Annotated in this window: 23 protein-coding genes; 14 read left to right on the forward strand and 9 right to left on the reverse strand. The window is 64.3% G+C overall.

From position 1 onward, the window contains the following. Positions 1-58: 58 nt before the first annotated feature. The gene (locus tag AC1C2O_RS00295; RefSeq protein ID WP_495428436.1) at positions 59-640 is read left to right on the forward strand and encodes an isochorismatase family protein; all 582 of its coding nucleotides are present in this window, start codon (positions 59-61) and stop codon (positions 638-640) included. A gap of 138 nt (positions 641-778) precedes the next feature. Continuing rightward, positions 779-1,945: a MalY/PatB family protein gene (locus AC1C2O_RS00300; RefSeq protein ID WP_495428437.1), complete on the forward strand. Its 1,167-nt coding sequence runs from the start codon at positions 779-781 to the stop codon at positions 1,943-1,945. On the opposite strand, the gene AC1C2O_RS00305 is transcribed toward AC1C2O_RS00300, so the two are convergent. Further along, positions 1,931-2,680, reverse strand: coding sequence for a CPBP family intramembrane glutamic endopeptidase (locus tag AC1C2O_RS00305; RefSeq protein WP_495428438.1), 750 nt, complete (start codon positions 2,678-2,680; stop codon positions 1,931-1,933). The two genes, AC1C2O_RS00300 and AC1C2O_RS00305, sit on opposite strands and share 15 nt — an antisense overlap. Positions 2,681-2,798: 118 nt before the next feature. Between AC1C2O_RS00305 and AC1C2O_RS00310 the strand changes: the two genes are divergently transcribed. Next, positions 2,799-3,425 (forward strand): histidine phosphatase family protein, encoded by a 627-nt coding sequence (locus AC1C2O_RS00310; RefSeq protein WP_495428439.1) that lies wholly within the window; start codon positions 2,799-2,801, stop codon positions 3,423-3,425. Here the strand turns inward: AC1C2O_RS00310 and AC1C2O_RS00315 are convergent. Both AC1C2O_RS00315 and AC1C2O_RS00320 read right to left on the reverse strand, forming a co-directional pair. Then, positions 3,422-4,120, reverse strand: a complete 699-nt coding sequence (locus AC1C2O_RS00315) for an NADPH-dependent F420 reductase (RefSeq protein WP_495428440.1) — start codon at positions 4,118-4,120, stop codon at positions 3,422-3,424. The genes AC1C2O_RS00310 and AC1C2O_RS00315 overlap by 4 nt on opposite strands. A 30-nt stretch (positions 4,121-4,150) precedes the next feature. Beyond that, entirely contained in the window at positions 4,151-4,795 is a 645-nt protein-coding gene (locus AC1C2O_RS00320) for a DedA family protein (RefSeq protein WP_495428441.1), read from the reverse strand. Positions 4,796-5,038: 243 nt separating this feature from the next. On the opposite strand from AC1C2O_RS00320, the gene AC1C2O_RS00325 reads away from it, so the two are divergent. Further along, positions 5,039-5,419, forward strand: coding sequence for a hypothetical protein (locus AC1C2O_RS00325; RefSeq protein WP_495428442.1), 381 nt, complete (start codon positions 5,039-5,041; stop codon positions 5,417-5,419). A 61-nt stretch (positions 5,420-5,480) separates the two neighbouring features. Here the strand turns inward: AC1C2O_RS00325 and AC1C2O_RS00330 are convergent, their stop codons facing one another. Genes AC1C2O_RS00330 through imuA' form a run of 3 tightly spaced genes read right to left on the reverse strand, consistent with a single transcriptional unit; the run spans position 5,481 to position 11,370 of the window. Continuing rightward, positions 5,481-9,026 carry an error-prone DNA polymerase gene (locus AC1C2O_RS00330; RefSeq protein ID WP_495428443.1) on the reverse strand — a complete coding sequence of 1,182 codons (3,546 nt, stop codon included), beginning with the start codon at positions 9,024-9,026 and terminating at the stop codon, positions 5,481-5,483. Continuing rightward, entirely contained in the window at positions 9,026-10,597 is a 1,572-nt protein-coding gene (locus AC1C2O_RS00335; RefSeq protein ID WP_495428444.1) for a DNA polymerase Y family protein, read from the reverse strand. The genes AC1C2O_RS00330 and AC1C2O_RS00335 overlap by 1 nt, the downstream gene beginning before the upstream one ends. Further along, the gene (imuA', locus tag AC1C2O_RS00340; protein WP_495428445.1) at positions 10,594-11,370 is read right to left on the reverse strand and encodes a DnaE2-dependent mutagenesis accessory factor ImuA'; all 777 of its coding nucleotides are present in this window, start codon (positions 11,368-11,370) and stop codon (positions 10,594-10,596) included. Before imuA' ends, AC1C2O_RS00335 begins: the two co-directional genes overlap by 4 nt. Positions 11,371-11,463: 93 nt before the next feature. Between imuA' and AC1C2O_RS00345 the strand changes: the two genes are divergently transcribed. The 7 genes from AC1C2O_RS00345 (at position 11,464) to AC1C2O_RS00375 (ending at position 16,347) form a co-directional block, all read left to right on the forward strand. Beyond that, on the forward strand, positions 11,464-11,754 hold the full coding sequence (locus AC1C2O_RS00345) for a DUF1905 domain-containing protein (RefSeq protein WP_495428446.1): 291 nt from the start codon (positions 11,464-11,466) through the stop codon (positions 11,752-11,754). Between the two features lie 66 nt (positions 11,755-11,820). Next, positions 11,821-12,303, forward strand: coding sequence for a prepilin peptidase (locus tag AC1C2O_RS00350; protein WP_495428447.1), 483 nt, complete (start codon positions 11,821-11,823; stop codon positions 12,301-12,303). A gap of 34 nt (positions 12,304-12,337) precedes the next feature. Continuing rightward, positions 12,338-12,553 carry a response regulator gene (locus AC1C2O_RS00355; RefSeq protein ID WP_495428448.1) on the forward strand — a complete coding sequence of 72 codons (216 nt, stop codon included), beginning with the start codon at positions 12,338-12,340 and terminating at the stop codon, positions 12,551-12,553. Beyond that, positions 12,543-13,205 carry a CYTH domain-containing protein gene (locus tag AC1C2O_RS00360; RefSeq protein ID WP_495428449.1) on the forward strand — a complete coding sequence of 221 codons (663 nt, stop codon included), beginning with the start codon at positions 12,543-12,545 and terminating at the stop codon, positions 13,203-13,205. The genes AC1C2O_RS00355 and AC1C2O_RS00360 overlap by 11 nt, the downstream gene beginning before the upstream one ends. Before the next feature lie 164 nt (positions 13,206-13,369). Next, the gene (locus AC1C2O_RS00365) at positions 13,370-14,536 is read left to right on the forward strand and encodes a type III polyketide synthase (protein WP_495428450.1); all 1,167 of its coding nucleotides are present in this window, start codon (positions 13,370-13,372) and stop codon (positions 14,534-14,536) included. 34 nt (positions 14,537-14,570) lie between these two features. Further along, complete coding sequence (locus AC1C2O_RS00370; RefSeq protein ID WP_495428451.1) at positions 14,571-15,242, forward strand: methyltransferase domain-containing protein; 672 nt, start codon at positions 14,571-14,573, stop codon at positions 15,240-15,242. Further along, the gene (locus AC1C2O_RS00375; RefSeq protein WP_495428452.1) at positions 15,229-16,347 is read left to right on the forward strand and encodes an FAD-dependent oxidoreductase; all 1,119 of its coding nucleotides are present in this window, start codon (positions 15,229-15,231) and stop codon (positions 16,345-16,347) included. Before AC1C2O_RS00370 ends, AC1C2O_RS00375 begins: the two co-directional genes overlap by 14 nt. Before the next feature lie 113 nt (positions 16,348-16,460). Here AC1C2O_RS00375 and lpdA read toward each other — a convergent pair whose 3' ends face one another. Together lpdA and AC1C2O_RS00385 are read right to left on the reverse strand one after the other, a co-directional pair. Further along, the gene (gene lpdA / locus AC1C2O_RS00380) at positions 16,461-17,858 is read right to left on the reverse strand and encodes a dihydrolipoyl dehydrogenase (protein ID WP_495428453.1); all 1,398 of its coding nucleotides are present in this window, start codon (positions 17,856-17,858) and stop codon (positions 16,461-16,463) included. A 9-nt stretch (positions 17,859-17,867) separates the two neighbouring features. Next, the gene (locus AC1C2O_RS00385) at positions 17,868-18,551 is read right to left on the reverse strand and encodes a copper resistance CopC family protein (RefSeq protein WP_495428454.1); all 684 of its coding nucleotides are present in this window, start codon (positions 18,549-18,551) and stop codon (positions 17,868-17,870) included. A 100-nt stretch (positions 18,552-18,651) separates the two neighbouring features. Here AC1C2O_RS00385 and AC1C2O_RS00390 point away from each other — a divergent pair, with 100 nt between their 5' ends. From AC1C2O_RS00390 to AC1C2O_RS00400, 3 genes are all read left to right on the forward strand, one after another. Continuing rightward, positions 18,652-19,137: an FHA domain-containing protein gene (locus AC1C2O_RS00390; protein ID WP_495428455.1), complete on the forward strand. Its 486-nt coding sequence runs from the start codon at positions 18,652-18,654 to the stop codon at positions 19,135-19,137. Beyond that, positions 19,137-19,826, forward strand: coding sequence for a transcriptional regulator FtsR (ftsR, locus tag AC1C2O_RS00395; protein WP_495428456.1), 690 nt, complete (start codon positions 19,137-19,139; stop codon positions 19,824-19,826). Before AC1C2O_RS00390 ends, ftsR begins: the two co-directional genes overlap by 1 nt. A gap of 99 nt (positions 19,827-19,925) precedes the next feature. Beyond that, positions 19,926-20,486 carry a MerR family transcriptional regulator gene (locus AC1C2O_RS00400; protein WP_495428457.1) on the forward strand — a complete coding sequence of 187 codons (561 nt, stop codon included), beginning with the start codon at positions 19,926-19,928 and terminating at the stop codon, positions 20,484-20,486. A gap of 161 nt (positions 20,487-20,647) precedes the next feature. On the opposite strand, the gene AC1C2O_RS00405 is transcribed toward AC1C2O_RS00400, so the two are convergent. Next, positions 20,648-21,460, reverse strand: coding sequence for a ParA family protein (locus AC1C2O_RS00405; protein ID WP_439285522.1), 813 nt, complete (start codon positions 21,458-21,460; stop codon positions 20,648-20,650). Positions 21,461-21,490 lie beyond the last annotated feature (30 nt).

Below are 21,490 nucleotides of genomic sequence, written 5' to 3' on the forward strand. Positions count from 1 at the left end.
CGCATGTTGGCAGTGCGATGTCTTGCCTCGCCGCAGGATGCGGAACCAGGATGGATGCATGACAACTGGAACCGACACCGCTTTGCTTGTTATCGATGCGCAGGAGTCTTTCCGTCATCGGACCGACGACTGGGCGGCGACGGCGAATCCTCAGGTGCTCGACAACATCGCGCGGCTGGTGGATCATTCGCGGTCAGTCGACGACGTGATCGTATGGATCACCCATGCCGAACCAGGATCGGGTGGGGTGTTCGATCCTGCGCTTGGTCTTGTTCGGGTCGTATCGGACTTCGAGCCTGCCGACGAGGACATCCACATCACGAAGACTTCGATCAACGCCTTCACCACGACGAATCTGCAGCAGCAGTTGATGCGGCGCGGCATCCGTCGTCTGGTGATCTGCGGCATCCGTACTGAGCAGTGCTGCGAAACAACTGCCAGGGTGGCGAGCGACCTCGGCTTCACGGTCGATTTCGTCACGGACGCCACCACGACCTCCGGAATCTCGGCAGGCGACGGGTACGCCGCTGTGGCCGGCGAGGACATCATGCGGCGAACTGAGAGCGTTCTCGGAGCCCGTGGTTTCGCTTCGATCGTGACTGTGGCTCAGCTGGTGGATGCTCCGGTGGCGAGCGCTTAGGACGCCGCTTCCAGAAACCACTCGTGAGCAAGGTGTCACTCGACACCGTGGATGACGTTTCCCACATCCACCCTGCACCGGCGCCGGTGCATCCGCCACTGGATAGGGTTAACCGCAGCCGTGCCAGAGGAGACCAGAATGACTTTTGCCGACGAGATCAACGCGACCTCCCTTGAAATGCTCCGCGCAAAGGGTGGGATGAAGTGGACGGATCCGCAGGTGCCCATCGGCGCGTTCGTCGCCGAGATGGACTTCGGCGTTGCTCCCGTCATCCGCGCAGCTCTTCACGACGCCGTGGATGCGGGCGTCTTCGGATACATGCCGGCCGCGATGAGCGATGATCTCAAGCAGGCGACAGCCGATCGGCTCCGCGACCGACAGGGCTGGACGATTGAGGCCAAGCAGGTGTTTCCGATCCCCGATGTGATCAAGGCATTGGAAGTGACGATCGAGCACTTCTCCGCGCCCGGTTCGAAGGTGATCGTGCCGACACCTTCGTACATGCCGTTCCTCTTCGTTCCACCCACCATGGGGCGCGAAGTGATTGAGGTCCCGATGTCGCGGGTGGACGGTGTGTGGAACCTCGACCTCGACGGCATCCAGCGCGCATTCGACGAGGGCGGCGAGGTTCTCATCCTCTGCAACCCGTACAACCCGCTCGGTCGTGTCTTCACGCGCGAAGAGCTCGTTGCCGTGAGCGAACTCGTCGATCGAAACGGCGGACGCGTGTTCTCGGACGAAATCTGGGCGCCGATCGTTTACGGCGAGACGGCGATGGTGTCGTATGCGACGATCTCGGATGTGACGGCGGGGCACACGATCACGGCAGTCTCCGCCTCGAAGGCGTGGAATCTTCCTGGGCTCAAGTGCGCGCAGCTCGTCGTCAGCAATGACGCGGATCAGGAAAAGCTCGATGAGATCGGAGGATGGATCGGCCACGGCACGTCCAACCTCGGCGCGATCGCGAACACCGTCGCCTACCGTGACGGTCAGCCCTGGCTCGACGAAGTTGTCGACTACCTCGATGGCAACCGCCGCGAACTTGTGTCGCTGGTGTCGCAGCATCTTCCCGGCGTGCGCATCTCCGCGCCGGAGGGCACATATGTCGGATGGCTGGACTTCCGCGAACTGGGAATCGAGCAGCCGGGAGACTACTTCCGTGAGCATGCGGGCGTCGGGCTCACCGATGGCAGCGCGTGCGGTTCCGCGGGCGTGGGCAGTGCCCGCTTCATCTTCGCCATGCCTCGGCCGATCCTCCGCGAAGCGGTCATACGCATGGGGGCAGCAGTCTCAGCGTCGAAGTGACTTTGAGCGCGGGAGTGACTTAAGAGGCGGAAGTGACTTAAGAGGACGCAATATCAGCAACCCGAGCGCGATGAACATCACGAGGGTGATCGCGATCACAGCATCCGGAAGCGGGTGTGCGGAGAAGATCGACGTGAAATTCGCGCACGCGTGAAGCAGGATCAGTGGCCACACCCAGTGGAAGCGGAACTGGAACGATGCCAGCGCGAATCCGTAGCACGCGGAGACGAGCACATTGAGGAGGATGTCGTCGACGGAACGGCTCGTCGTCGCGAAGGCGGAGAGATGCTGGAGCCCGAAGAGGGCTGCAGTGATGGCAACAGCCGCGTGTGGGCGGAATGCCGAACGCATCCGCTCCAGCACGATCACCCGGCTCGTTAGTTCCTCGTTCGCGGCAGCGAGCAGAAGAGTGATGCTCCAGAGCCCGAAGCCCGGAGGCTGCTCGATCACCCCCGCTGGTACGGCCCAGAGAAGCACTTCGATGACAAGAGGGACCAGCAGGATGACGGCTTTTGGTCCACGCCAGGCGACCAGGATCCCGGAGGTTTTCCACAATCCACGCGCCGTTACCAACGCTGCGGCGAAGATGACACAAGCAACGTTCGCGGCCAGGCCCAGATACCAACCGGTGATGCCCACCAGCGGCGCGAGTGCAAGCGTGACCCAGATGATGGCGAAGCGCGCCAGGTGGACAGAGAGTCCGAACCCGACTGCCCGGAGCTGAAACTTATGCACGAGGGGACAACTTACTTCGCCTGAGTGACATGCGGGTGAACGGAGAACTCGTAGGGCCGCGGCATCCGGTGCACGTCACCCTGTGCACCTACGATCAGAGGAATCGATCGGAGAGTATATGACGACGCTCTACTTTGCCCGACATGGCGAAACCGAGTGGCATGCCGAGCATCGCTACGCGGGTTCGTCCGACGTGGCCCTCGTACCGGACGCGATCTCTCAGGCTGCGAATCTCGCGGAGTGGGCAGGGACGGCGGGACTCTCGGCGATCGTCGCCTCGCCCCTGAGCCGTGCGTGGCTGACAGCCGAACCCGCTGCAGAGGCTGCGGGCCTGACGCTTCGAATCGATCCGCGTCTCGTGGAGATCGATTTCGGGCGCGGCGAGGGGCTGTCGCCAGCGGAGCTCGCGACGGCGTTTCCGGATGAGTGGGCGGAGTTCGGGCGACAGCCTGCGCAGCACCCGCTGCCTGGCGGAGAAGCAGGACGCGACGGTATCGCCCGGGCCATGCCGGTGCTGGATGAACTCGCGGACGAGTTCCCCGATGGCCGAGTACTCGTGGTCGGACATGCGACTCTGATGCGACTCATGCTGTGCGAGCTCGTCGGGCTTGACCCCGACTGGTACCGCGACATCTTCCCGGCGTTCGACAACTCGGCACTTCTTGAGCTCGATTTTCCGTACGTGGGTGAATCGAACTGGCCGGGACGTGCACGCATCCTCGGCATCAACGTGCCCCCTAGCTAGCGAGGCGCCTCACCGCGTGCTCGCGCCACGACGATTCCCCGCTGCGACGTCGGGAAATGGTCGAGCATCTCTCGCAGTTGAGCGGCGTCGACATCCGCTCCGAACGCCTCGGCGCCGGATTCCAGCATGATTCCCGCGGCAAGCGGGCCAGCGACTACCGGATCGAACCCGAGGTTGTTCACGAGCGCTGCGACGATCGCAACATCATCCGCATCGTCGCCAGCGATCGCGATCGCCTTGCGTCCGGGGCGTCCTTGAGGACGCGCCTCATCCTCGAGATCCTGGTAGCCCATGTGGCCCAGCGCCTTCACGACGCGCGCTCCGGTGAGGTGCGCTTGTACGAGTTCACTGGTCGAGGTGCGCGGATCGCTCAGATCATCGCGAACGCCATCAGATGCCCACCAGTAGTTCATCGCGTCGATCACCAGAACCCCGCGCAGCGATTCGGCAGGCAGTGTCCGGTATCTGCCGAGCGGCATCGCCAGTATGACGGCATCCGATTCGGCAATGACCGTTTCCGTGGTGGTGGCCGTCGCACCGATAGCGTTCATCAGCGGGGCGATGAGAGCAGGGTTTCCTGACGCGGCCACGAGAACGCGATAACCGGCGGATGCCGCGAATCGGGCGAGCACGGTGCCGAGTCTGCCTGCACCAAGGATGCCGAGGGTTCGGATCCCTAGATTTTCACTGTCCACGTGGCCATCGTAAGGCCGGCCGTGCAGGTGTTAGTCGACAGCGACCCGGTTCCGCCGCAGCTGACGCACGCGCATCACGATCCATGCCGCAACAGCTACCACCACGGCGACGATGACGACCTTCTGGAAGACTCCGGCGTATTCCTCGACGACGTGCCAGTTGGCTCCGAGGAAGTACCCGGCGAGCACGAAGATCGTGTTCCAGATGGCGCTACCGGCGAGGGTGAGCAGGGTGAATCGGAGCAGTGGCATCCGCTCAATGCCCGCAGGAATCGAGATCAGGCTGCGGAAAATGGGGATCATGCGCCCGAAGAACACTGCCTTCGAGCCGTGCCTGTCGAACCACGCTTCTGTGCGTTCGACGTCTTCCTTTTTGATCAGCGGCATCCGCTCGACGATCGCGTACATGCGGCGTCGGCCCAGCCAGGCACCGATGCCGTATAGCGCGAGTGCGCCGACGACTGATCCCACGGTGGTCCAGATCAGAACCTCGATCAGCCCGAGTGTGCCCTGCGCGGCCGCGAAACCGGCCAGCGGAAGGATGATCTCGCTTGGAAGCGGCGGGAACAGATTCTCCAGAGCGACGGCGAGTCCTGCGCCGGCCCCGCCAAGCGTCTCCATGAGTGAGACAGCCCAGGCTGCGATCGCGTTGAGGTTCTCGGCTCCGGCATCCATGGCTCCCAGCGTATGAGAGGGCGGCTGAGGATCTCCGCAAAGCCACCCGATGTTCATCTTGTGCTCTGGAGCTCGTCCCAGCTGATGGCGGAAGAATAACCCGGCTCCAGAGGCATCCGGAGCCGGGTTATTCTTCCCGCATCCGACGCAAGCGCTACGGCGGGTGGTGCCGGCGGGTAGCGCGTCCGGCACCGATCAGCGCGCGGCTCTTGCACTGGGGGCAGGACTTCATAGGCTGGAGCCATGGACAGGACGATCGTTATCGCGGTGCCGGCGGCGATCCCATATGGGCATCGCGTTCAGGTGACCGAGAGTGTGGATGACATGGGCGAGCGCTCCGTGGTCATGTTGATCGACTTGGAGACACGAGTTCACTACCGCCACAGCAGCCAGATGTCCTCCGCGGCGTCGACGTGGGCCGGACGCGTGTTGGAATGCACGATCGCTTCGACGAGGCAGGGATTCAGCACGACGCTTCTTGTGGATCCGATCGGCCCCGGTGCGGCGGAATCGGATATCGCGCTGCGCGGGGCGGATGCCGCGGCAGAAGCGGCCAGAGAAGAAGCCCTGCGCTGGGGTGGCGTTGACCGGACACCTGAGCCGGAGCCGCCACGCTTCTGGTGACAGCACGCTGGTGACAGCACGCTGCTGGTGACAGCACGGGCAACGATGCGTGACGTGGACCTCAGCGGAAGTCACGTGATCGATGCTCAATGCCGGTGCGCAGATCCTGGAAGGCGTCCGCGAGCACGTTGATCACACCCTCGGGGGAGCGCTCCAGCATGCCGCGCACGATGAGCGCGGGTGAATCCCTCGCCACTTGGCGGTAGCGACTCCATACCCCGGTCGAACAGATCACGTTGACGAGCCCATGCTCATCTTCGAGGTTGAGGAACGTGACACCGGCTGCCGTCGCCGGACGCTGGCGGTGGGTGACGAGGCCGGCGACCTCGATGCGTCGACCGACCTCGTGCTCGCGCAGCTGCGCCGCGGTGAGCACTCCTCGCTCGTCGAGCACTGTGCGAAAGTGCGCCATCGGATGGTCATCTGTGGATACACCGGTAGAAGAGAGATCGGCGGACAGCTGTTCGTAGCTGGTCTGATCGGCGAACAGTGGCGGTTGCACAGACACGGTGGTGCCAGGAAGATAACGCGCGCGGTCTTCGGCAGCGGCACCTGCGAGCCAGATCGCCTCTCGGCGGGTCAGACCGAGGCAATCAAATGCGCCGGCGGTCGCCAGCGACTCCAACTGTGCGGCCGTGGCATCCGTGCGTCGCACTAGATCAGGCAGGTCGAGGTAGGGGCCGTTCGCTTCCCTTTCGGCGACGATGCGCTCCGCCGTCGGCAGACCGATGCCGCGGATACCGCTGAGTCCGAGGCGCACAGCGAAGAAACCGTCACGACGATGCGCTGCCGACTCGTCCGGCGCGTTCCGATCGAATCGGGGCGGGGTCGGCTGCTCATACGCGCGACAGGATTCCCGCCCCGTTGGCACCGGTGAATCCGTCAGTGGCGCCAGCGGCTCCAGGGGCTCTAGGGACTCCTTGGCAGAGGAGGCGTGCAGGTTGGGGCGTCGGACTTCGACACCGTGCCGCCTGGCATCGGCGGAGAGCGTTGCTGCGGAGTAGAAACCCATGGGCTGTGCGTGCAGGAGCCCAGCGAGGAAGGCCGCGGGGTAGTGCAGTTTCAGCCAGGAACTGGCATAGACCAGCAGCGCGAATGACAGCGAGTGCGACTCGGCGAAGCCGAAGTTTGAAAACGCCTGGATCTGTTCGTAGATGCGGTCGGACTGCTCAGGGGAAAGGCCATGGCGCGTCATTCCCGTGTAGAGCTGTCGGCGGATGCTGTCGATCCGCTCCAGCCCGCGCTTGGAGCCCATGGCGCGCCTGAGGGTATCTGCCTCATCTGCGGTGCAGTCACCGATCGTCGTCGCCATCTGGATGAGCTGCTCCTGGAAGATGGGGATGCCGAGAGTGCGCTCCAGGACCGGCTTCAGTACCGGATGCGGGTAGGGGAACTCCAGCGTGACAGGAGGCTCACCCCTGATCGCCCGCTGCAGGTTCTCTTCATCGACCCGATCCTTCTCCATCTTGCGTCGCACGAAAGGGTGCACGGCGCCGCCCTGGATAGGACCGGGGCGGATGAGGGCTATCTGGATGGCGAGATCGTAGAAGCATCGCGGCTGCAACCGGGGGAGCAGCCCGATCTGCGCACGGGACTCTACCTGGAACACTCCGATGGAGTCTGCTCGGCAGAGCATGTCATAAACCGCGGGTTCTTCCTTCGGGATCGTCTCCAGAGTCCATCTCTCTCCGGTGGCGGCGGCGATCAGGTCGAAGCAATTCTGCAGGGCTGCGAGCATTCCGAGGCCAAGCAGATCGAACTTCACCAGCCCCATCCAGGCGGCGTCGTCCTTGTCCCACTGGATGACGGTGCGCTTCTCCATACGGGCATGTTCGACCGGCACGACTTCTCCCACAGGGCGCGCGGTGAGCACCATTCCGCCGGAGTGGATGCCGAGGTGCCGTGGGGCTTTCAACATCTCACCGGCGTACTCCAGCACCGTCTCGGGGATGTCGTGCCCGTCCGCGGGCATCAGGTCTGTGCCCCAGCCGTCGACCTGCCGTGACCAGGCATCCTGCTGACCCGGTGAATAACCCAACGCTCGTGCCATGTCACGGACGGCATTCTTCGGTCGGTACTGGATGACGTTCGCCACCTGGGCGGCACACTCGCGGCCGTACTCGTCGTAGACCCACTGGATGATCTCCTCACGCCTGCCAGAGTCAAAATCCACGTCGATGTCTGGCTCTTCCTCCCTGGTAGTGGCGAGGAAGCGCTCGAACGGCAGCCCGTAGAGGATCGGATCCACCGCTGTGATGCCGAGCAGATAGCAGACGGCGCTCGCCGCAGCAGAACCTCGACCCTGGCAGAGGATGCCGCGACGCCGCGCCTCGGTGACGATGCCGTGCACGATGAGGAAGTACCCGGGGAAGTCCTTCTCCTCGATCACGGTGAGTTCACGCTCGATCCGCGCTCGCCCTGCATCGTCGAGACGGGGATAGCGGTGGGGAACGGCATCCCACACCAGCGCGCGCAGCCAGCTCATGGGGGTGTGTCCTGCCGGTACCTTCTGCGTCGGCAGATCCGGGCGTGCTCTGCGCAGCGAGAAGGCGGATTCTTCTGCGATGAGCAGCCCGTGGGAGATTGCCCCGGGGTAGCGCCGAAATCGGGCGGTCATCTCCGCACCGCTGCGCAGGTGCGCTGCGCCATGGGAGGGAAGCCATCCGTCCAGATCGTCCATGCTGCGCACTGCACGCACCGCCGACACCGCTTCGGCGAGCCGGGCGCGAGTCGGCGCCGCATAGTGCACGTTGTTCGTCGCCACCACTGGGAGTCGGTGCGCAGTAGCGAGGTCGGCCAGAGCGTCATTTCGACGTGTGTCCTGTGGATCGCCGTGGTCGAAGAGTTCGACAGCGACATTGTCTCGGCCGAACAGGTCGACCAGCCGACGTAGCGGAGTGGCAGCATCTCCGTTGGCGAGTCCTTGGCGAACGCCGCCCTTGCGGCATCCGGTGAGGATCGTCCACTGCCCGTCCGCGCTCGCCGCGAGGTCATCGAGATCGTAGATCGGCCGTCCTTTCTCACCACCACGCAGCTGTGCCCTGGTGATCGCGCCGGAGAGTTGGTGGTACCCCTGGATGCCACGGGCCAGGACGAGCAGGTGCTCGCCGACGGGATCAGCAACACCGCGCTGCGGAGCGGGGAGTCCCAGCGACAACTCTGCCCCGAAGATGGTCTGCACGGTGGTCGGTGCCTTGGTTGGTGCCTTGGTCTGTGCTTTGGCCCGCGCGTTGTTCTGTGCCTCGGCCTTCATCATGAGATCAGCGGTCTCCGCGAATCGTGCAGCGCCGTAGAAGCCATCGTGATCGGTGATCGCCAGTGCGGTGAGGCCGAGCCGCTGCGCCTCGGCGAGTAGATCCTCCGGAGAGGAGGCACCGTCGAGGAAGGAATACGAGGTGTGCGCGTGCAACTCGGCGTATGGGACGGCATCTTCGGGGGGAACGATCGTCGGTGGTGGCGTCGATGCTCTGCGACGGCTGATCGGTCCAGGGTCCGGTCGAGGCTGCGGTTTTTCCTCATCTGGCGGTGCTTTGCTGTCTGGCGCTGCGCGACCGCTGAGGGTCTGTTCGAGCTCTCTCCAGCTCATGTTCGGGTTATGCCAGCCCATCAGCGATACCTCCCCTCGATCCACCAGGCGCCGTCTTCCCAGAGCACGAGCCAGGCGCGCTGAGACTCATCCACGATCTGGAAGCGTTGGGCCGAGCGGGCGTGATCCGCATCCCACGCCCGCTCCCGCAGCGGCCAGGGGCCAGCCCACCCCTGCACAGCGACCTCTTCGATTTGAGTCGGAGGCGCGGACAACGTGCCACGCTCATCGACGATCGGGGCAGTGCCGTCTGCGGCCGTCACTCGCGCAGGCAGCGGCGGGGCGAAAACCTCTGACGGATGCGGTGGCGGAAGACTCCCCGGCCAGGGCAGCGTCGCATCCCGCTCTGGCGGTGTTCGATCTCCCCACGGCTGGAGCAGTTGGCGCTCTGCGAGTCGGCGACCGCCCGTGAGAACAGGGGTGACGACCCCGCGATGTCCGAGCATCGCTTGAACGCGCGAGACGGCATGGTGCAGCCGCTGCTCCGGCCCCTGTCCGAATAATCCAGGCTGGTGATGTGCACTTTCATCGACACGTGTCGGCGTGATCCGCACCTCGACGATGCCGGCACTGACGTTGCCAGCACCGACGTTGTCAGCACCGACGTTGCCAGCACCGACGGAGCCTGCGGACGCCCCGGCAGCCATTATTCCCTCCAGCTGCCAGCGCACCCTGTCGACCAGGTCGCTTGCTTCGAAAGAGGTCGGGTGCATCCAGACCCGAGACGAGACGGCTCCGGCATCGTCGGTCAGATCGATCCGCACCTCGGTGCACACCTGTGACAGTGCGGCGAGGCCGGCAGTGACGGTATCTACGGTCTGCCGTACTGCGAATGCCACCTGATCGGCCTGCTCCAGCGGACTCTCGAACACGATCTCGCGTGCGAGTTCAGGCTCGGGAGTCTGCGGGGTCAGCGGGCGGGAATCAGCACCGGAAGCCAGATCGTGCAGGCGGGTGCCTCTGTCTCCGAGTCGATCATGGACATCTTTCACCTCTAGCGCCGCGAAATCCGCCAGTGTGCGCACGCCGAGCTTCGTGAGCAGCCCGGTGACCTCGTCATTACCCAGGACATGAACGGGAAGTGGAGCGAGGAAGCTTCGAGACTCGCCCTGATCCACAACGCACGTTGGGTCGGCGGTACGCGCTGCCTGCTCGGCGGTGAAGAGGCCGTCAGCAATGCCTGCACGCGCGCCGGGGTGACCGTGCGCGGCGAGGGCGTCGATGAGATGCAGGGCGGACTGCTCCTCGCCTCCGTAGTAGCGCGCAGCTCCTCTGGCTCGGAGGGCAGCGAGCCCTGGGCGCAGCGGCTGCACGCCAGGCACCAGCTCTTCGAGCAGTCGGAGCACAGGGAGGAACATCCGCTGGTCGCGGAGGGGATCGGCAGGAAGGATACGCAGTGCCGGGGCGCGGGTCTGCGCGAGCCGACGACGCTGACCACGCCGAACCCCCTGCGCGCGGGCGGATGCGGAGCAGGCTATGACGATGTTCGCCTGTATTACGGCGACGGGGTCGTCTGCGGGCGGTGCACCGAGTGCCGCCCGTACCGGCCAGTCCGGCAGCCACAGCACGAGATGACGTGGAGGAGTGCTCATCCTGCCGCCGCCCAACGATCGGAATCCGGCGTATTCGTGACGGATGGTGCAGAGGGGGTAGATAGCAGCAGCGGAGCCACCGGACGCAGGGGAGCGGGCGCTGCATCCACCCGGCCGAGAGAGGTGGGCATCTGCACTCGAACTCGACGTGGAGACTCGTGCCGTCGACCCGAGGCGCTCAATGTCACGGTGCGCTCAGCGAGGAGCCCCCAGCCGGAACCCAGGCCATGCCATTCGGTCTCTTCCACACGGATCGTCGCCTCGCTCTGCGGCCAGGGTGCCGTGACCAGCAGCGTGCAGCCGCGATCACGCAGCCGTGCATTCAATCGGGCGATGTCAGCATCTGAGACCCTGCTGCGTGGATGTACCGCGATGAGTGGAATCACCTCGGAGAGCGCCGTGGCGACGGTCAGCCAGCGAGGGCCTGGGTCGGGTACCAAGATGAGGCGCTCCAACTCGACTCCGAAGCCACTCATCGCCTCGACGCCGATCGTAGGCATGCCGATGATCGCGCACCATGAGCCCTTCTGCGATGGGGCGGCGAGCAACGCGCCCAGCAGGCTTGGTGAAGGCGAGAGGGAGTAGGAGGAGCCGACTCTCAGACCAGGGTCAGGCAAAAGCCCCTCCAAGGCAGGATCGAGAGGGAGGAAGGGCACGTCGCTGCGCCGCCGCTGCATACGAGAGATCTCGCTGCGCAGGCGGTGCACCTCCTGCGCACGGGAGGCGATGCTCTCGCGGGGGAGAGCCGAGGGGGCGGAGAGTGCGGTGCCCATGCATCCATCCTCGAATATATCTACGAATAAATCAAGTAACACAACGATGCTAATTCGCACATCGGACATTCGTTTTCGCGTTACCTTTGATGAATGCAGATCGAGTTCGAGAGCCCTGTCACCCTCTGGGACAAGCGAGTGGAGGCATGGTATTTCGCGACGATGCCGGAGGAGCTCTCTCTGGAACTGCGTGAACTGCCTGCGCCCCAGCGAGGGTTCGGTTCCCTGCGTGTGCAGGCGAGGATCGGAGCCTCGAGTTGGCGCACCTCGATCTTCTTCTCCGACGGTGCCTTCGTACTCCCGTTGAAGAAGGCGATCCGTGACGCGCAGGGCATCGAAGAGGGTGACGTGATCACCGTCGACCTCGACATCATCGATCTCTGAGCTATTCAGCGCTGAGTTATCCACAGTGCTCGCACGCGGCATCCGATCTTCTCGTAGCCTTCCGGCATGCCTTCTGTCGCTGTGGTGCGTGATGTCATCGTCGTGCTCGCGCACATAGCGCTCGCCGGAGTCGGCGTCTGGCTGCTCGTGATCGACGCACGAACGCACCGACTGCCGAATCGAATCGTGTTGCCGACGCTCCTCGCTCTGCTCGCGCTGGTCGGCATCGATGCGCTCGTAACGCAGCGCAGCGCTCCATTGATCAGCGCGCTCATCGGGATGCTCATTCTCGGTGGTTTCTACGCCGTGCTGCGCGCCACCAGTCGAGGCGGAATCGGTGGTGGTGATGTCAAGCTCGCCGCTGTCATCGGCCTGATGCTCGGGTGGCATGGCTGGCAGGCGCTCGCCGTCGGGGCGGCCTCCGCCTTCGTGCTCGGAGCGTTCTACGCGCTCGCTCTCATGGCGCTTCGTCGCGCGAATCGCTCTACCAGGATCGCCTTCGGCCCATGGATGATCATCGGCGCGGCGCTCGGTATCGCCGTGGCATAGGACGATGCGGGTCACTGAGCGCTATGGTGTCCACATGGCAATCGCACGGCTCCACGGCGGCCCGCTCGACGGGCAGATTCTTCCGCTCGGCGACGACGTCGACGACAAACTGATCGTCCCCTACAGCGAGACGCAGGTGATTTACAGTCGCCAAGGCGCGCCGCAGAATACCGGCACGTCCGACGGGCCGACCGAGGTGGAATTCTGGTTCGTCGAAGCCAGCGACGATCTCACGCTCAGTGACGACTGAGCCGCCCAGCACCGGTTCGTCCCACACTGGTCCGTCCCACACAGAGCCGTCCAGCACTGTCGAGGTCGAGCGCAAGTATGACGTCGAAGTTCTCACGCCTCTGCCGGTCTGGGGAGCGATCCCCAGTGTTGATGCCGTGACCTCCGGCGAGCTGCGTGAGCTCGACGCGTGCTACTTCGACACCGCAGATGCGGCACTGTCGCGAGCGGGGGTCGCGTTGCGCCGGCGCACCGGAGGACCAGATGAGGGCTGGCATATCAAGGGGCCCCGCGAGGGAGACGGACGTCTTGAGCTCGGCTGGCCCCTGGGCGATGATGAGACGCTGCCGGATGCTGTCGGCACTGTCATCGCACGATGGACGACTGAGCCACTCAAGCCGCTGGCACGCATCCAGAACGACCGGATGGCCTATCTGCTCACCGGGCCGGCCGGCGTCATCGCGGAGTTCGTCGATGACCATGTCCGTGCCACCGATCTTCGAGCAGGAGCAGTGCGCGAGTGGCGTGAATGGGAGATGGAGTTGGGGCCAGCCGCACCCGCAGATGCCGCAGGTCGCGAGGCGTTCTTCATCGCGGTCGAGACAGCGATCTTCACAGCCGGCGGGCGGCACTCGGCATCCGGATCCAAACTCGCCCGCGCTCTCGGCATCTGACGCCGCACCGCGTCGCCGAAATCAGGAGCATCGACCGAGATCAGGACGAATCGGCAGAATTGTCCTGATCTGGGGACATCATCCTGATTTCAGCGGCCCTGCAGGCCGCAGAAAAGGTGCGCAAGCCCCTTCCCTGACGCCCTCTGTCGTGCTTGAGTGACGATATGACCCTGCCGGCCGTGCTCCGATCGCTGCAGACGATCGTTCCTGATACACCGCTCGTGCAGGACGAAGTCCGCGATGTCTTCGCGGCCCAGCCTGAAATTGGGCGGTTGGCGAAGCGGATCGTTTCCGCATCATTCAACGGCTCCGGCATCGACACACGGTACACGGTGCTTGAAGAGCTGTCGTTTACTGCCGAGGTCGAATCGCCGCAGTTCTTCGATCGAGCCACCGGCATACTCCTCGAGCCAGGTACGAAAGCACGCAACGAGGTGTACATGCGTGAAGCGGGCCGGCTTTACGTCGAGGCGGCCAGACGCACTCTGGATGCCGACGCCGACATCACCGCCGCCGACATCACTCACGTCATCACTGTCTCTTGCACAGGCTTCTACGCCCCAGGTCCTGACTACGAGATCGTCCGCGCTCTCGGACTGCGCGACAGCACTCGCCGCTATCACCTGGGGTTCATGGGGTGCTACGCCTCCATGCCTGCGCTTCGGGCGGCGAGCGAGTTCTGCGCCGGAGATCCGGATGCCGTGGTGCTGGTGGTCAGCGTCGAGCTGTGCACGTTGCACCTGCGCTCCTCGGATGATCCAGACATGATCGTTGCCACCTCACTCTTCGCCGATGGGGCTGCCGCCGGAATCGTCACCGCGCGCACATTCGACTCCAATGTTTCCGGCCTCGCGCTCGACCGATTCCACACCGGCATCATCCCCGAGGGAAAGAAAGACATGGCGTGGACGATCGGGGACCACGGTTTCGAGATGGTCTTGTCGACGAAGGTTCCGCAGCTCATCGGGACGCACATCCACGATGCGCTTCGGCCGCTGTACGCCGGAGAGTCTTCGCTCGCTGCCGCATTCGACGATGGCTCGATCAGCGAGCACATCACGCACTGGGCGATCCACCCGGGTGGGCGCAGCATCCTGGATCGTGTGGAGGAGCAACTGGGGCTCGCGGAGCATCAGCTTGTGCCAGCTCGCGAGATTCTGCGGCAGTACGGCAACATGTCCAGCGCGACGGTGTTGTTCGTGTTGCAGAGAATTCTGGAGGAGCAAGACACGCGTGGCGGAGACCGCGTCGCTGCGATGGCTTTCGGCCCAGGGCTCACCGCGGAGACAGCGCTCATGACCGTCGTCGCTCCTGGACGCCGTGCGGGGTAACCTCTCGGTTCGCGACGTCACCACGCGCGAGCTGATGGATGATCCGCACGCGGATCTGCGGATGCTGGAGCACACCTACGAACGATTCGCTCTGATCAACGCCGTGGTCTCGCGCTGGCGCGCGGTGTATCGACACGACATCCGGCCACGGGCGAAAGCGCGGTCCATCCGCCTCCTCGACGTCGGCGCCGGAGGTGGAGATGTGTCGCGTGCGATCGCGGCCTGGTCGCGGCGGGATGGACTGACCGTGAGGGTGACGGCGCTGGATGCCGATGACAGGGCGATTGGGTGGGCGAAGACCCGCGGCGACGGAGTGGAGTATCGCTGTGCGCACACGAGAGAACTGGCCGACGCCGGCGAGGTTTTCGACATCGTGATCTCCAATCATCTGCTGCATCATCTGAGCGATGAGGAGCTGCAGGAGATGCTCGTCGATTCGACCCGGCTCGTGCGCAATGAGGGGCTCGTCGTCCACCGTGACATAGAGCGCAGCAGGCTCGCCTACCGGGCATTCTCCGCGGGAACCCTGCCGTTCGCGAAGAATCTGTTCGCAGGTTCCTTCATCCGACCGGATGGGCTCACCAGCATCCGGCGCGCGTATACCGTGGCAGAACTCTCGGCCGTCGCCCCGCGCGGATGGCGGGTGCGCAGAGCGTTCCCGGCCAGGCTCGAGCTGCGATGGGAGGCGGATCGTGCCAGATCATGAGGTCGCGATCGTCGGCGCAGGTCCCGTCGGTCTTCTCCTCGCCTGTCTGCTGGCGCAGACCGGGACTGCGGTCGTTGTGTACGAGCAGCGTGCGGACGCTGATGATCGCTCCCGCGCGATCGGGATCCATCCGCCCGGTCACGCTGCACTGGATGCCGCGGGGCTGGGGGCAGCCGTTCGCCGCGAGGCGCTGGGCCTTGACGGGGGAGAGGTGCTCTGCGGTGGGCAGATACTGGCAGCGCTCGCCTTCACAGCGCGCCAGCGCGTGTTGATCCTCCCGCAGCACCGCACTCATGCGCTTCTTCGCGAGCGTCTCGACCACCTGCGGCCGGGAGCACTGCAGCTCGGCCACACCGTCCTCGGTCTTCGAGACGACGGCGACCACGTGAGGCTGAGTCTCGACAAGAACGGCACGCCCAGTGAAGCCACCGCGTCGATCGTCGTTGCAGCAGACGGCGTGGGCAGCGGGATTCGCGGACTGCTCGGAATTGAATGGTGTGAACGGCAAGGCAGCGGATCCTACGTGATGGCGGACATCGCCGACGATCAGCTCAGCCAGCGAGTGCAGTTGCACTGCGAGCCGAGCGGACTGGTCGAGTCCTTTCCGCTCCCGCAGGGGCGCAGGCGATGGGTCGCAGCGGATCCGCAGGGCCGGATACGGAATGCGACCGCCTTCGCCGAAGCAATCGCTGAGCGCACCGGCATCCTTCTTGATATGTCGGATGCCTCTTCACCGACTCCCTTCCGAGCGCAGCAGCATCGTGCGGCGAGGCTCGCCGTTGGCAGGACGGTACTGGTCGGCGATGCCGCGCACGAGACCAGCCCGATCGGCGGGCAGGGGATGAATCTCGGCTGGGTGGGCGCCAGGATTCTGGCATCAGCCATCGAGTTGGCGCTGCCGGACGGCACGGCTGATTTCAGCGACTACGAGCGCAGGATGCGGCGTTCTGCGGCGCGCGCGCAGCGCCGTGCATCCTTCTACATGGCGATGGGAAAGCCAGCGGCCGGGCTTACGTTGAACGCGCGCAACGCCCTGATCCGAACGCTCGGGGCCGCGCCGATGCGCCGGCGCGCTGCTGATCTGATCACAATGCGGGGAATCTGACGCGCACCGCGTCGCCGAAATCAGGAGCTCCGCCCGAGTTCAGGAGGAATCTGCAGAATTGTCCTGTCCTCGGGGCATCGTCCTGATTTCGGGCGCGGCTGGATGCTGATGGATCAGAAGTTGATCATGTGTCCTGCGAGGCCGTGGAAGCCCTCCTGGAGTGCCTCCGACAGCGTCGGGTGCGTGTGCACGTTGCGGGCCAGCTCTAGAGCTGTGAGGTCCCACTTCTGGGCCAGCGTCAGCTCGGGCAGCAGCTCGGAGACATCGGGGCCGATCATGTGGGCGCCGATGAGCTCGAGGTGCTCGGCATCCGCGATCAGCTTGACGAAGCCGACCGGCTCGCCGAGGCCATGCGCCTTGCCGTTGGCCATGAACGGGAACGACACGACCTTGATGTCGCGTCCCTCATCCTTGGCCTGCTGCTCGGTGAGGCCGAACGACGCGATTTGCGGCGAGCAGAACACCGCACGCGGCATCATCCGGTAGTCGCCCAGCGTCTGCGTTTCTGCGCCACCGATGGTCTCGGCTGCGACGACGGCCTGTGCCTCCGCGACGTGAGCGAGCTGCAGCTTGGCAGTGACGTCGCCGATCGCGTAGATGCCGTCGACGTTCGTCTTCATGTAGTCGTCGATGTCAATGGCGCCGCGCTCGGTGAGCTTCACGCCGGTCTTGTCGAGACCGAAGCCCTCGATGTTCGGGGCGAACCCGACCGACATGAGCACCTTGGCGGCGTCGATCGATGCCTGGTTGCCGTCCTTGCCGGTGTAGGTGACCGTGACGGAAGAACCGTTGTCGACGATCGTCTCGACCTTGGTGGAGGTGAGGATGTCGACACCGTAGTTCTTGTACTGCTTGGTGATCTCCTTCGACACATCGGCATCCTCATTGGGAAGCGCGCGATCGAGGAACTCGATGATGGTGACCTTCACGCCGTAGTTCGTGAGAACGTAGGCGAACTCCATGCCGATGGCGCCGGCGCCGACGATGACGATCGACTCGGGGAGCTCGCGGGTGAGGATCTGCTCTTCGAAGGTGACGACGTTCTCGCTGAGCTGCACGCCAGGCAGCAGGCGCACCTTGGAGCCGGTGGCGATGATCACGTTGTCGAACGTGACCTCTTCGGTCGTGCCATCAGCCTTGGCAACCGAGATCGCCTTCGGGCCGGTGAAGGTTCCGCGACCGTCGTACTCGGTCACCTTGTTCTTCTTCATCAAGAAGTGGATGCCCTTGACGCGGCCGTTCGCGACGTCGCGGCTGCGGTCGAACGCCTTGCCGAAGTCGATGGTGAACTCACCTGAGATGCCGAAGAACTCGGCCTTGTGATTCAGGGTGTGCGCGAGCTCGGCATTCTTCAGGAGAGCCTTGGAGGGGATGCAGCCTACGTTCAGGCAGATTCCACCCCAATACTTCTCTTCGATGATTGCTGTGCTCAGACCAAGCTGTGCACTGCGGACTGCGGCGACGTAGCCGCCAGGGCCCGCACCGAGGATGACGACATCGTAATGTGGCATGGTTCCAGCCTATCGCTCTGTGGGGGTGTCGGAATCGGAGTCTGCGGGCTTGCGTCGCGCACGCGCGACCAACCAGGCGATGATTCCAGCGATAACGAGGATGCCGGCGGCGATGCCTGCCCAGATCCATCCGTTGGCGGAGTTCGCGTCGACGGTGTCGGGGGCCGCGGTGACTTCGTCAGTGGGATTCGTGGACGCGTCGTCGGTGGGATTCATCGTCGCCTCGGCGCTCGGCGCGGCCGATGGTTCGGTCGAAGGTTCCGTTGTGGGCTCTGCCGTCTCGGTAAGCGTGCTCGTCGTCACGGTGAAACGGAACTCGCCGTCGGTGGGGTGTCCGTCGCTAGACACCACCTTCCAGACCACGTGGTATTCGCCCGGCATGGCCTCCTCAACGAGAGGCTGTACCACTATCGCGCCGTCTACGGTCGGCTCACCATCGGTGACGGATTCTTGTTCAGCATTCAGCACCTCGACTGCGGTGGTGCCTTCTCCGCTGATTAGCGCCGCGCTGAATGTCAACGTCAATTCGGCGGGAAGCGTCTCTACCGTCGAATCGGCCGCAGGGGTGGAATCGACAAGGGCGTCATGCGCCGCAGCAGGCTGTGGCCACGCGAACAGCACGACGAATGTCGCGAGCAGCGTCGCAGCCAGCGCGACTGGGGCAAAAGAGCGTCGAAGTTGAAGTGTGTGCACATCTCCACCATAGGAAAAGTCGATATGCGGTGGCTGAGTCATCCAGACACTCCCGGCAGCGGCATCCGATCAGTTAGTCTGGGTGGTGAGGAGGGCCAACGTGACAGATTACGAAAGCCGATCAGCACAGAACGCGGCGATTCACCGCGACGGCGAGCAGCGGCACGACGCCACACAGACGTTCGGGCACGAGTCCGATCTGTCGTTTGTGCCATTCGGAGCCGATCTCACCGATGTAGAGCAGTCGGCGATCGCCGCGCTCCCGTCTGGCTCTGCGCTCCTGCTGGTTCGTTCCGGCGCGCTCGCTGGTGCACGTTACCTGCTGGACACCGACGTCACTACGATCGGCCGGCATCCAGAGGCTGACATCTTCTTCGACGATGTCACCGTGTCGCGTCGGCACGCCGAGATCACCCGGTCTGCTGGCACGTTCGAGATCATCGATCAGCGCTCGCTCAACGGCACCTACGTCAATGGGGAACGCGTCGATCGCAGTGCCCTGGCGAACGGCTACGAGCTGCGCGTCGGCAAGTTCCGCCTGAACTTCTTCGCCTCACCCGCAGATCTTGCGGCGGCGAATAACTGATGGCGGCACTTCACGCCCGCGATCGCTCAGCGTCCGCGGGTCTTCTGAGTATCGGTCAGGTGCTCGCGAGGCTCACTCCGGAATTTCCCGATCTCACCTCCAGCAAGCTGCGTTTCCTCGAGGTTCAGGGCATTGTCAGCCCCTCGCGCACTGACTCCGGCTACCGCAAGTTTTCGCAGGCGGACATTGACCGTCTGCGGCTCGGGCTCACTCTGCAGCGCGATCACTATCTTCCGCTGAGCGTCATCCGCGAGCAGCTCGACGAGGCCGAGGCAGGCGGCGAGGCAACGTCAACGCTCACCCCTCCGCCGTCTATCGCGCCCGTGCCGCGTCGCTACCGCCGCGATGAGCTGCTGTCGGCTGCCGGCGCCGGTCCGCAGATCCTGAACGACGCCATCAGCACGGGCATCATCGTTGCGGCTGAGACATATCCGGAATCGACCGTCACGCTGCTGCGCGGCCTTGTCGCGCTCGACCGCCACGGGATCGAGCCGCGACACCTGCGCACCCTGCGCCAGAGTGCGGAGCGGGAGGTGTCGCTGATCGAATCGGCGATGTCATCACTCCTTCGCCGAACGGATGCCACATCCCGCGGCAAAGCGCGCGAAATGGCTCCGGAGCTGGCGACCAAAATCGATGAAGTGCGCTCGCTCTTCGTCAAAGAAGCACTCACGCGAGTGCTTTCGTAACGAACAGGTTGCGACACACCTTCGCCCACGGGCGGATGTCATTGCCCGCGCCGGGGCACTGCTCTAGCGTGGAGATAACCGTTCCAGAGAGGATTTCAAATGAATGCGGATGAGCTTGAAGGCGACCCGCGGTTCGTGCCCGAAGTTCTCTTCACGGACGGTCTGCCCGCCATGGATGACGAAGTCGGCTACCGCGGTGCGGTCGCTGCTCGTGCGGCCGGCATCACCTACCGTCAGTTGGACTACTGGGCACGCACCGAACTGGTCGTTCCTACCGTGCGCGGCGCCAGCGGCTCTGGTTCGCAGCGTATGTACGGCTTCCGTGACATCCTCGTGCTCAAACTCGTCAAGCGATTGCTCGACACCGGGATCTCGCTGCAGCAGATTCGCATCGCCGTCGAGCAGCTTCGCGCCGCAGGCATCCGCGATCTCGCTGGCACCACGCTCATGAGCGATGGTGCATCCGTCTACCTGTGCACGTCGAACGATGAGGTCATCGATCTCGTCAGCCGCGGCCAGGGTGTGTTTGGTATCGCCGTCGGCAAGGTCCTTCGCGAGGTTGAATCGACTCTCGTCGAGTTCGACCCGGCTGCTGTTACTCTGCCGGCCTCCGACCAGGTTGACGAGCTCACCGCACGTCGCGCCAAGCGCAGCGCCTGACCTAAGACACAGCGCCTGACCTAAGACACAGCGCCTGACCTAAGACACAGCGCCTGACCTAAGACACAGCGCCTGACCTAAGACACAGCGCCTGACCTAAGACACTAAAACGCGCCCGGCGAGATGCTGGGCGCGTTTTTCGTATGCAGTGAGCGTGGGGATCAGGCCTGCGGGCCCGATTCCGGAACCGGAACGCGGCCTGTGCGGACGATGCGGTCCAGCAGCAGGTCGAAGTCGGCTGCGAGCTCCTGAGCGGAGTCGCCGGGCCAGATGTGCAGCGGCTTCGCCGCACCCTGCGCCTGCTGCAGCGACGTGCGCTCCGGCAGCTGGGGCGAGAGTACGAGCGGGCCGAACATATCGCGCAGTTCCTTGATGCGGAACTGGTGCTCGATCGACTGTGGCCGCACGCGGTTCACGACGATGCCGAGTGGCTGAAGGCGGGGAGAGAGACCACGACGGATCTCTTCAATGGCGCGGAGCGCTCGGTCGGCCGCTGCCACGGAGAACAGACCGGGCTCAGTGACGACCATCACGCGGTCGCTCGCGGCCCAGGCAGTGCGGGTGAGCGCATTCAGCGAGGGAGCGCAGTCAACGAGGACGAGGTCGTAGTCGCTTTCGACGGAGGCCAGGGCCTCTTCCAGCTTCCACACGTCGCGCACGCTTGGGTGCGGTCCATCGAAGTTGATGGCGGACGGGCTGCCGATGAGCACATCGATCGTGCCAGGGTGCACCTTCGCCCAGCCGCTGGAGGTGATCGCCTGCCGGACGACCTTTTCCTTCGGGTTCGCCAAAACATCGGCGATGTTGAGTCTGCCGGCGACCTGGATATCCATTCCGGTAGACACATCGGACTGCGGATCGAGGTCGACGACGAGGGTCCGGACGCCTCGGGCGAAGGCCGCTGAGGCCAACCCGAGAGTCACGGTCGTCTTGCCGACGCCTCCCTTGAGAGAGCTGACGCTGAGTACGTGCACAATGACCACGTTACCTTCCCCTAGGCTGAG

The sequence above is a fragment of the Microbacterium sp. Y355 genome (assembly GCF_059445345.1).

Excerpts from the sequence above, each read along its gene's own strand:
- AC1C2O_RS00295 (WP_495428436.1), top strand. The coding sequence starts at position 59 with ATGACAACTGGAACCGACACCGCTTTGCTTGTTATCGATGCGCAGGAG.
- AC1C2O_RS00300 (WP_495428437.1), top strand. The coding sequence starts at position 779 with ATGACTTTTGCCGACGAGATCAACGCGACCTCCCTTGAAATGCTCCGC.
- AC1C2O_RS00310 (WP_495428439.1), top strand. The coding sequence starts at position 2,799 with ATGACGACGCTCTACTTTGCCCGACATGGCGAAACCGAGTGGCATGCC.
- AC1C2O_RS00320 (WP_495428441.1), bottom strand. The coding sequence starts at position 4,795 with ATGGATGCCGGAGCCGAGAACCTCAACGCGATCGCAGCCTGGGCTGTC.
- AC1C2O_RS00325 (WP_495428442.1), top strand. The coding sequence starts at position 5,039 with ATGGACAGGACGATCGTTATCGCGGTGCCGGCGGCGATCCCATATGGG.
- AC1C2O_RS00330 (WP_495428443.1), bottom strand. The coding sequence starts at position 9,026 with ATGGGCTGGCATAACCCGAACATGAGCTGGAGAGAGCTCGAACAGACC.
- AC1C2O_RS00335 (WP_495428444.1), bottom strand. The coding sequence starts at position 10,597 with ATGAGCACTCCTCCACGTCATCTCGTGCTGTGGCTGCCGGACTGGCCG.
- imuA' (WP_495428445.1), bottom strand. The coding sequence starts at position 11,370 with ATGGGCACCGCACTCTCCGCCCCCTCGGCTCTCCCCCGCGAGAGCATC.
- AC1C2O_RS00345 (WP_495428446.1), top strand. The coding sequence starts at position 11,464 with ATGCAGATCGAGTTCGAGAGCCCTGTCACCCTCTGGGACAAGCGAGTG.
- AC1C2O_RS00350 (WP_495428447.1), top strand. The coding sequence starts at position 11,821 with ATGCCTTCTGTCGCTGTGGTGCGTGATGTCATCGTCGTGCTCGCGCAC.
- AC1C2O_RS00355 (WP_495428448.1), top strand. The coding sequence starts at position 12,338 with ATGGCAATCGCACGGCTCCACGGCGGCCCGCTCGACGGGCAGATTCTT.
- AC1C2O_RS00365 (WP_495428450.1), top strand. The coding sequence starts at position 13,370 with ATGACCCTGCCGGCCGTGCTCCGATCGCTGCAGACGATCGTTCCTGAT.
- AC1C2O_RS00370 (WP_495428451.1), top strand. The coding sequence starts at position 14,571 with ATGGATGATCCGCACGCGGATCTGCGGATGCTGGAGCACACCTACGAA.
- lpdA (WP_495428453.1), bottom strand. The coding sequence starts at position 17,858 with ATGCCACATTACGATGTCGTCATCCTCGGTGCGGGCCCTGGCGGCTAC.
- ftsR (WP_495428456.1), top strand. The coding sequence starts at position 19,137 with ATGGCGGCACTTCACGCCCGCGATCGCTCAGCGTCCGCGGGTCTTCTG.
- AC1C2O_RS00400 (WP_495428457.1), top strand. The coding sequence starts at position 19,926 with ATGAATGCGGATGAGCTTGAAGGCGACCCGCGGTTCGTGCCCGAAGTT.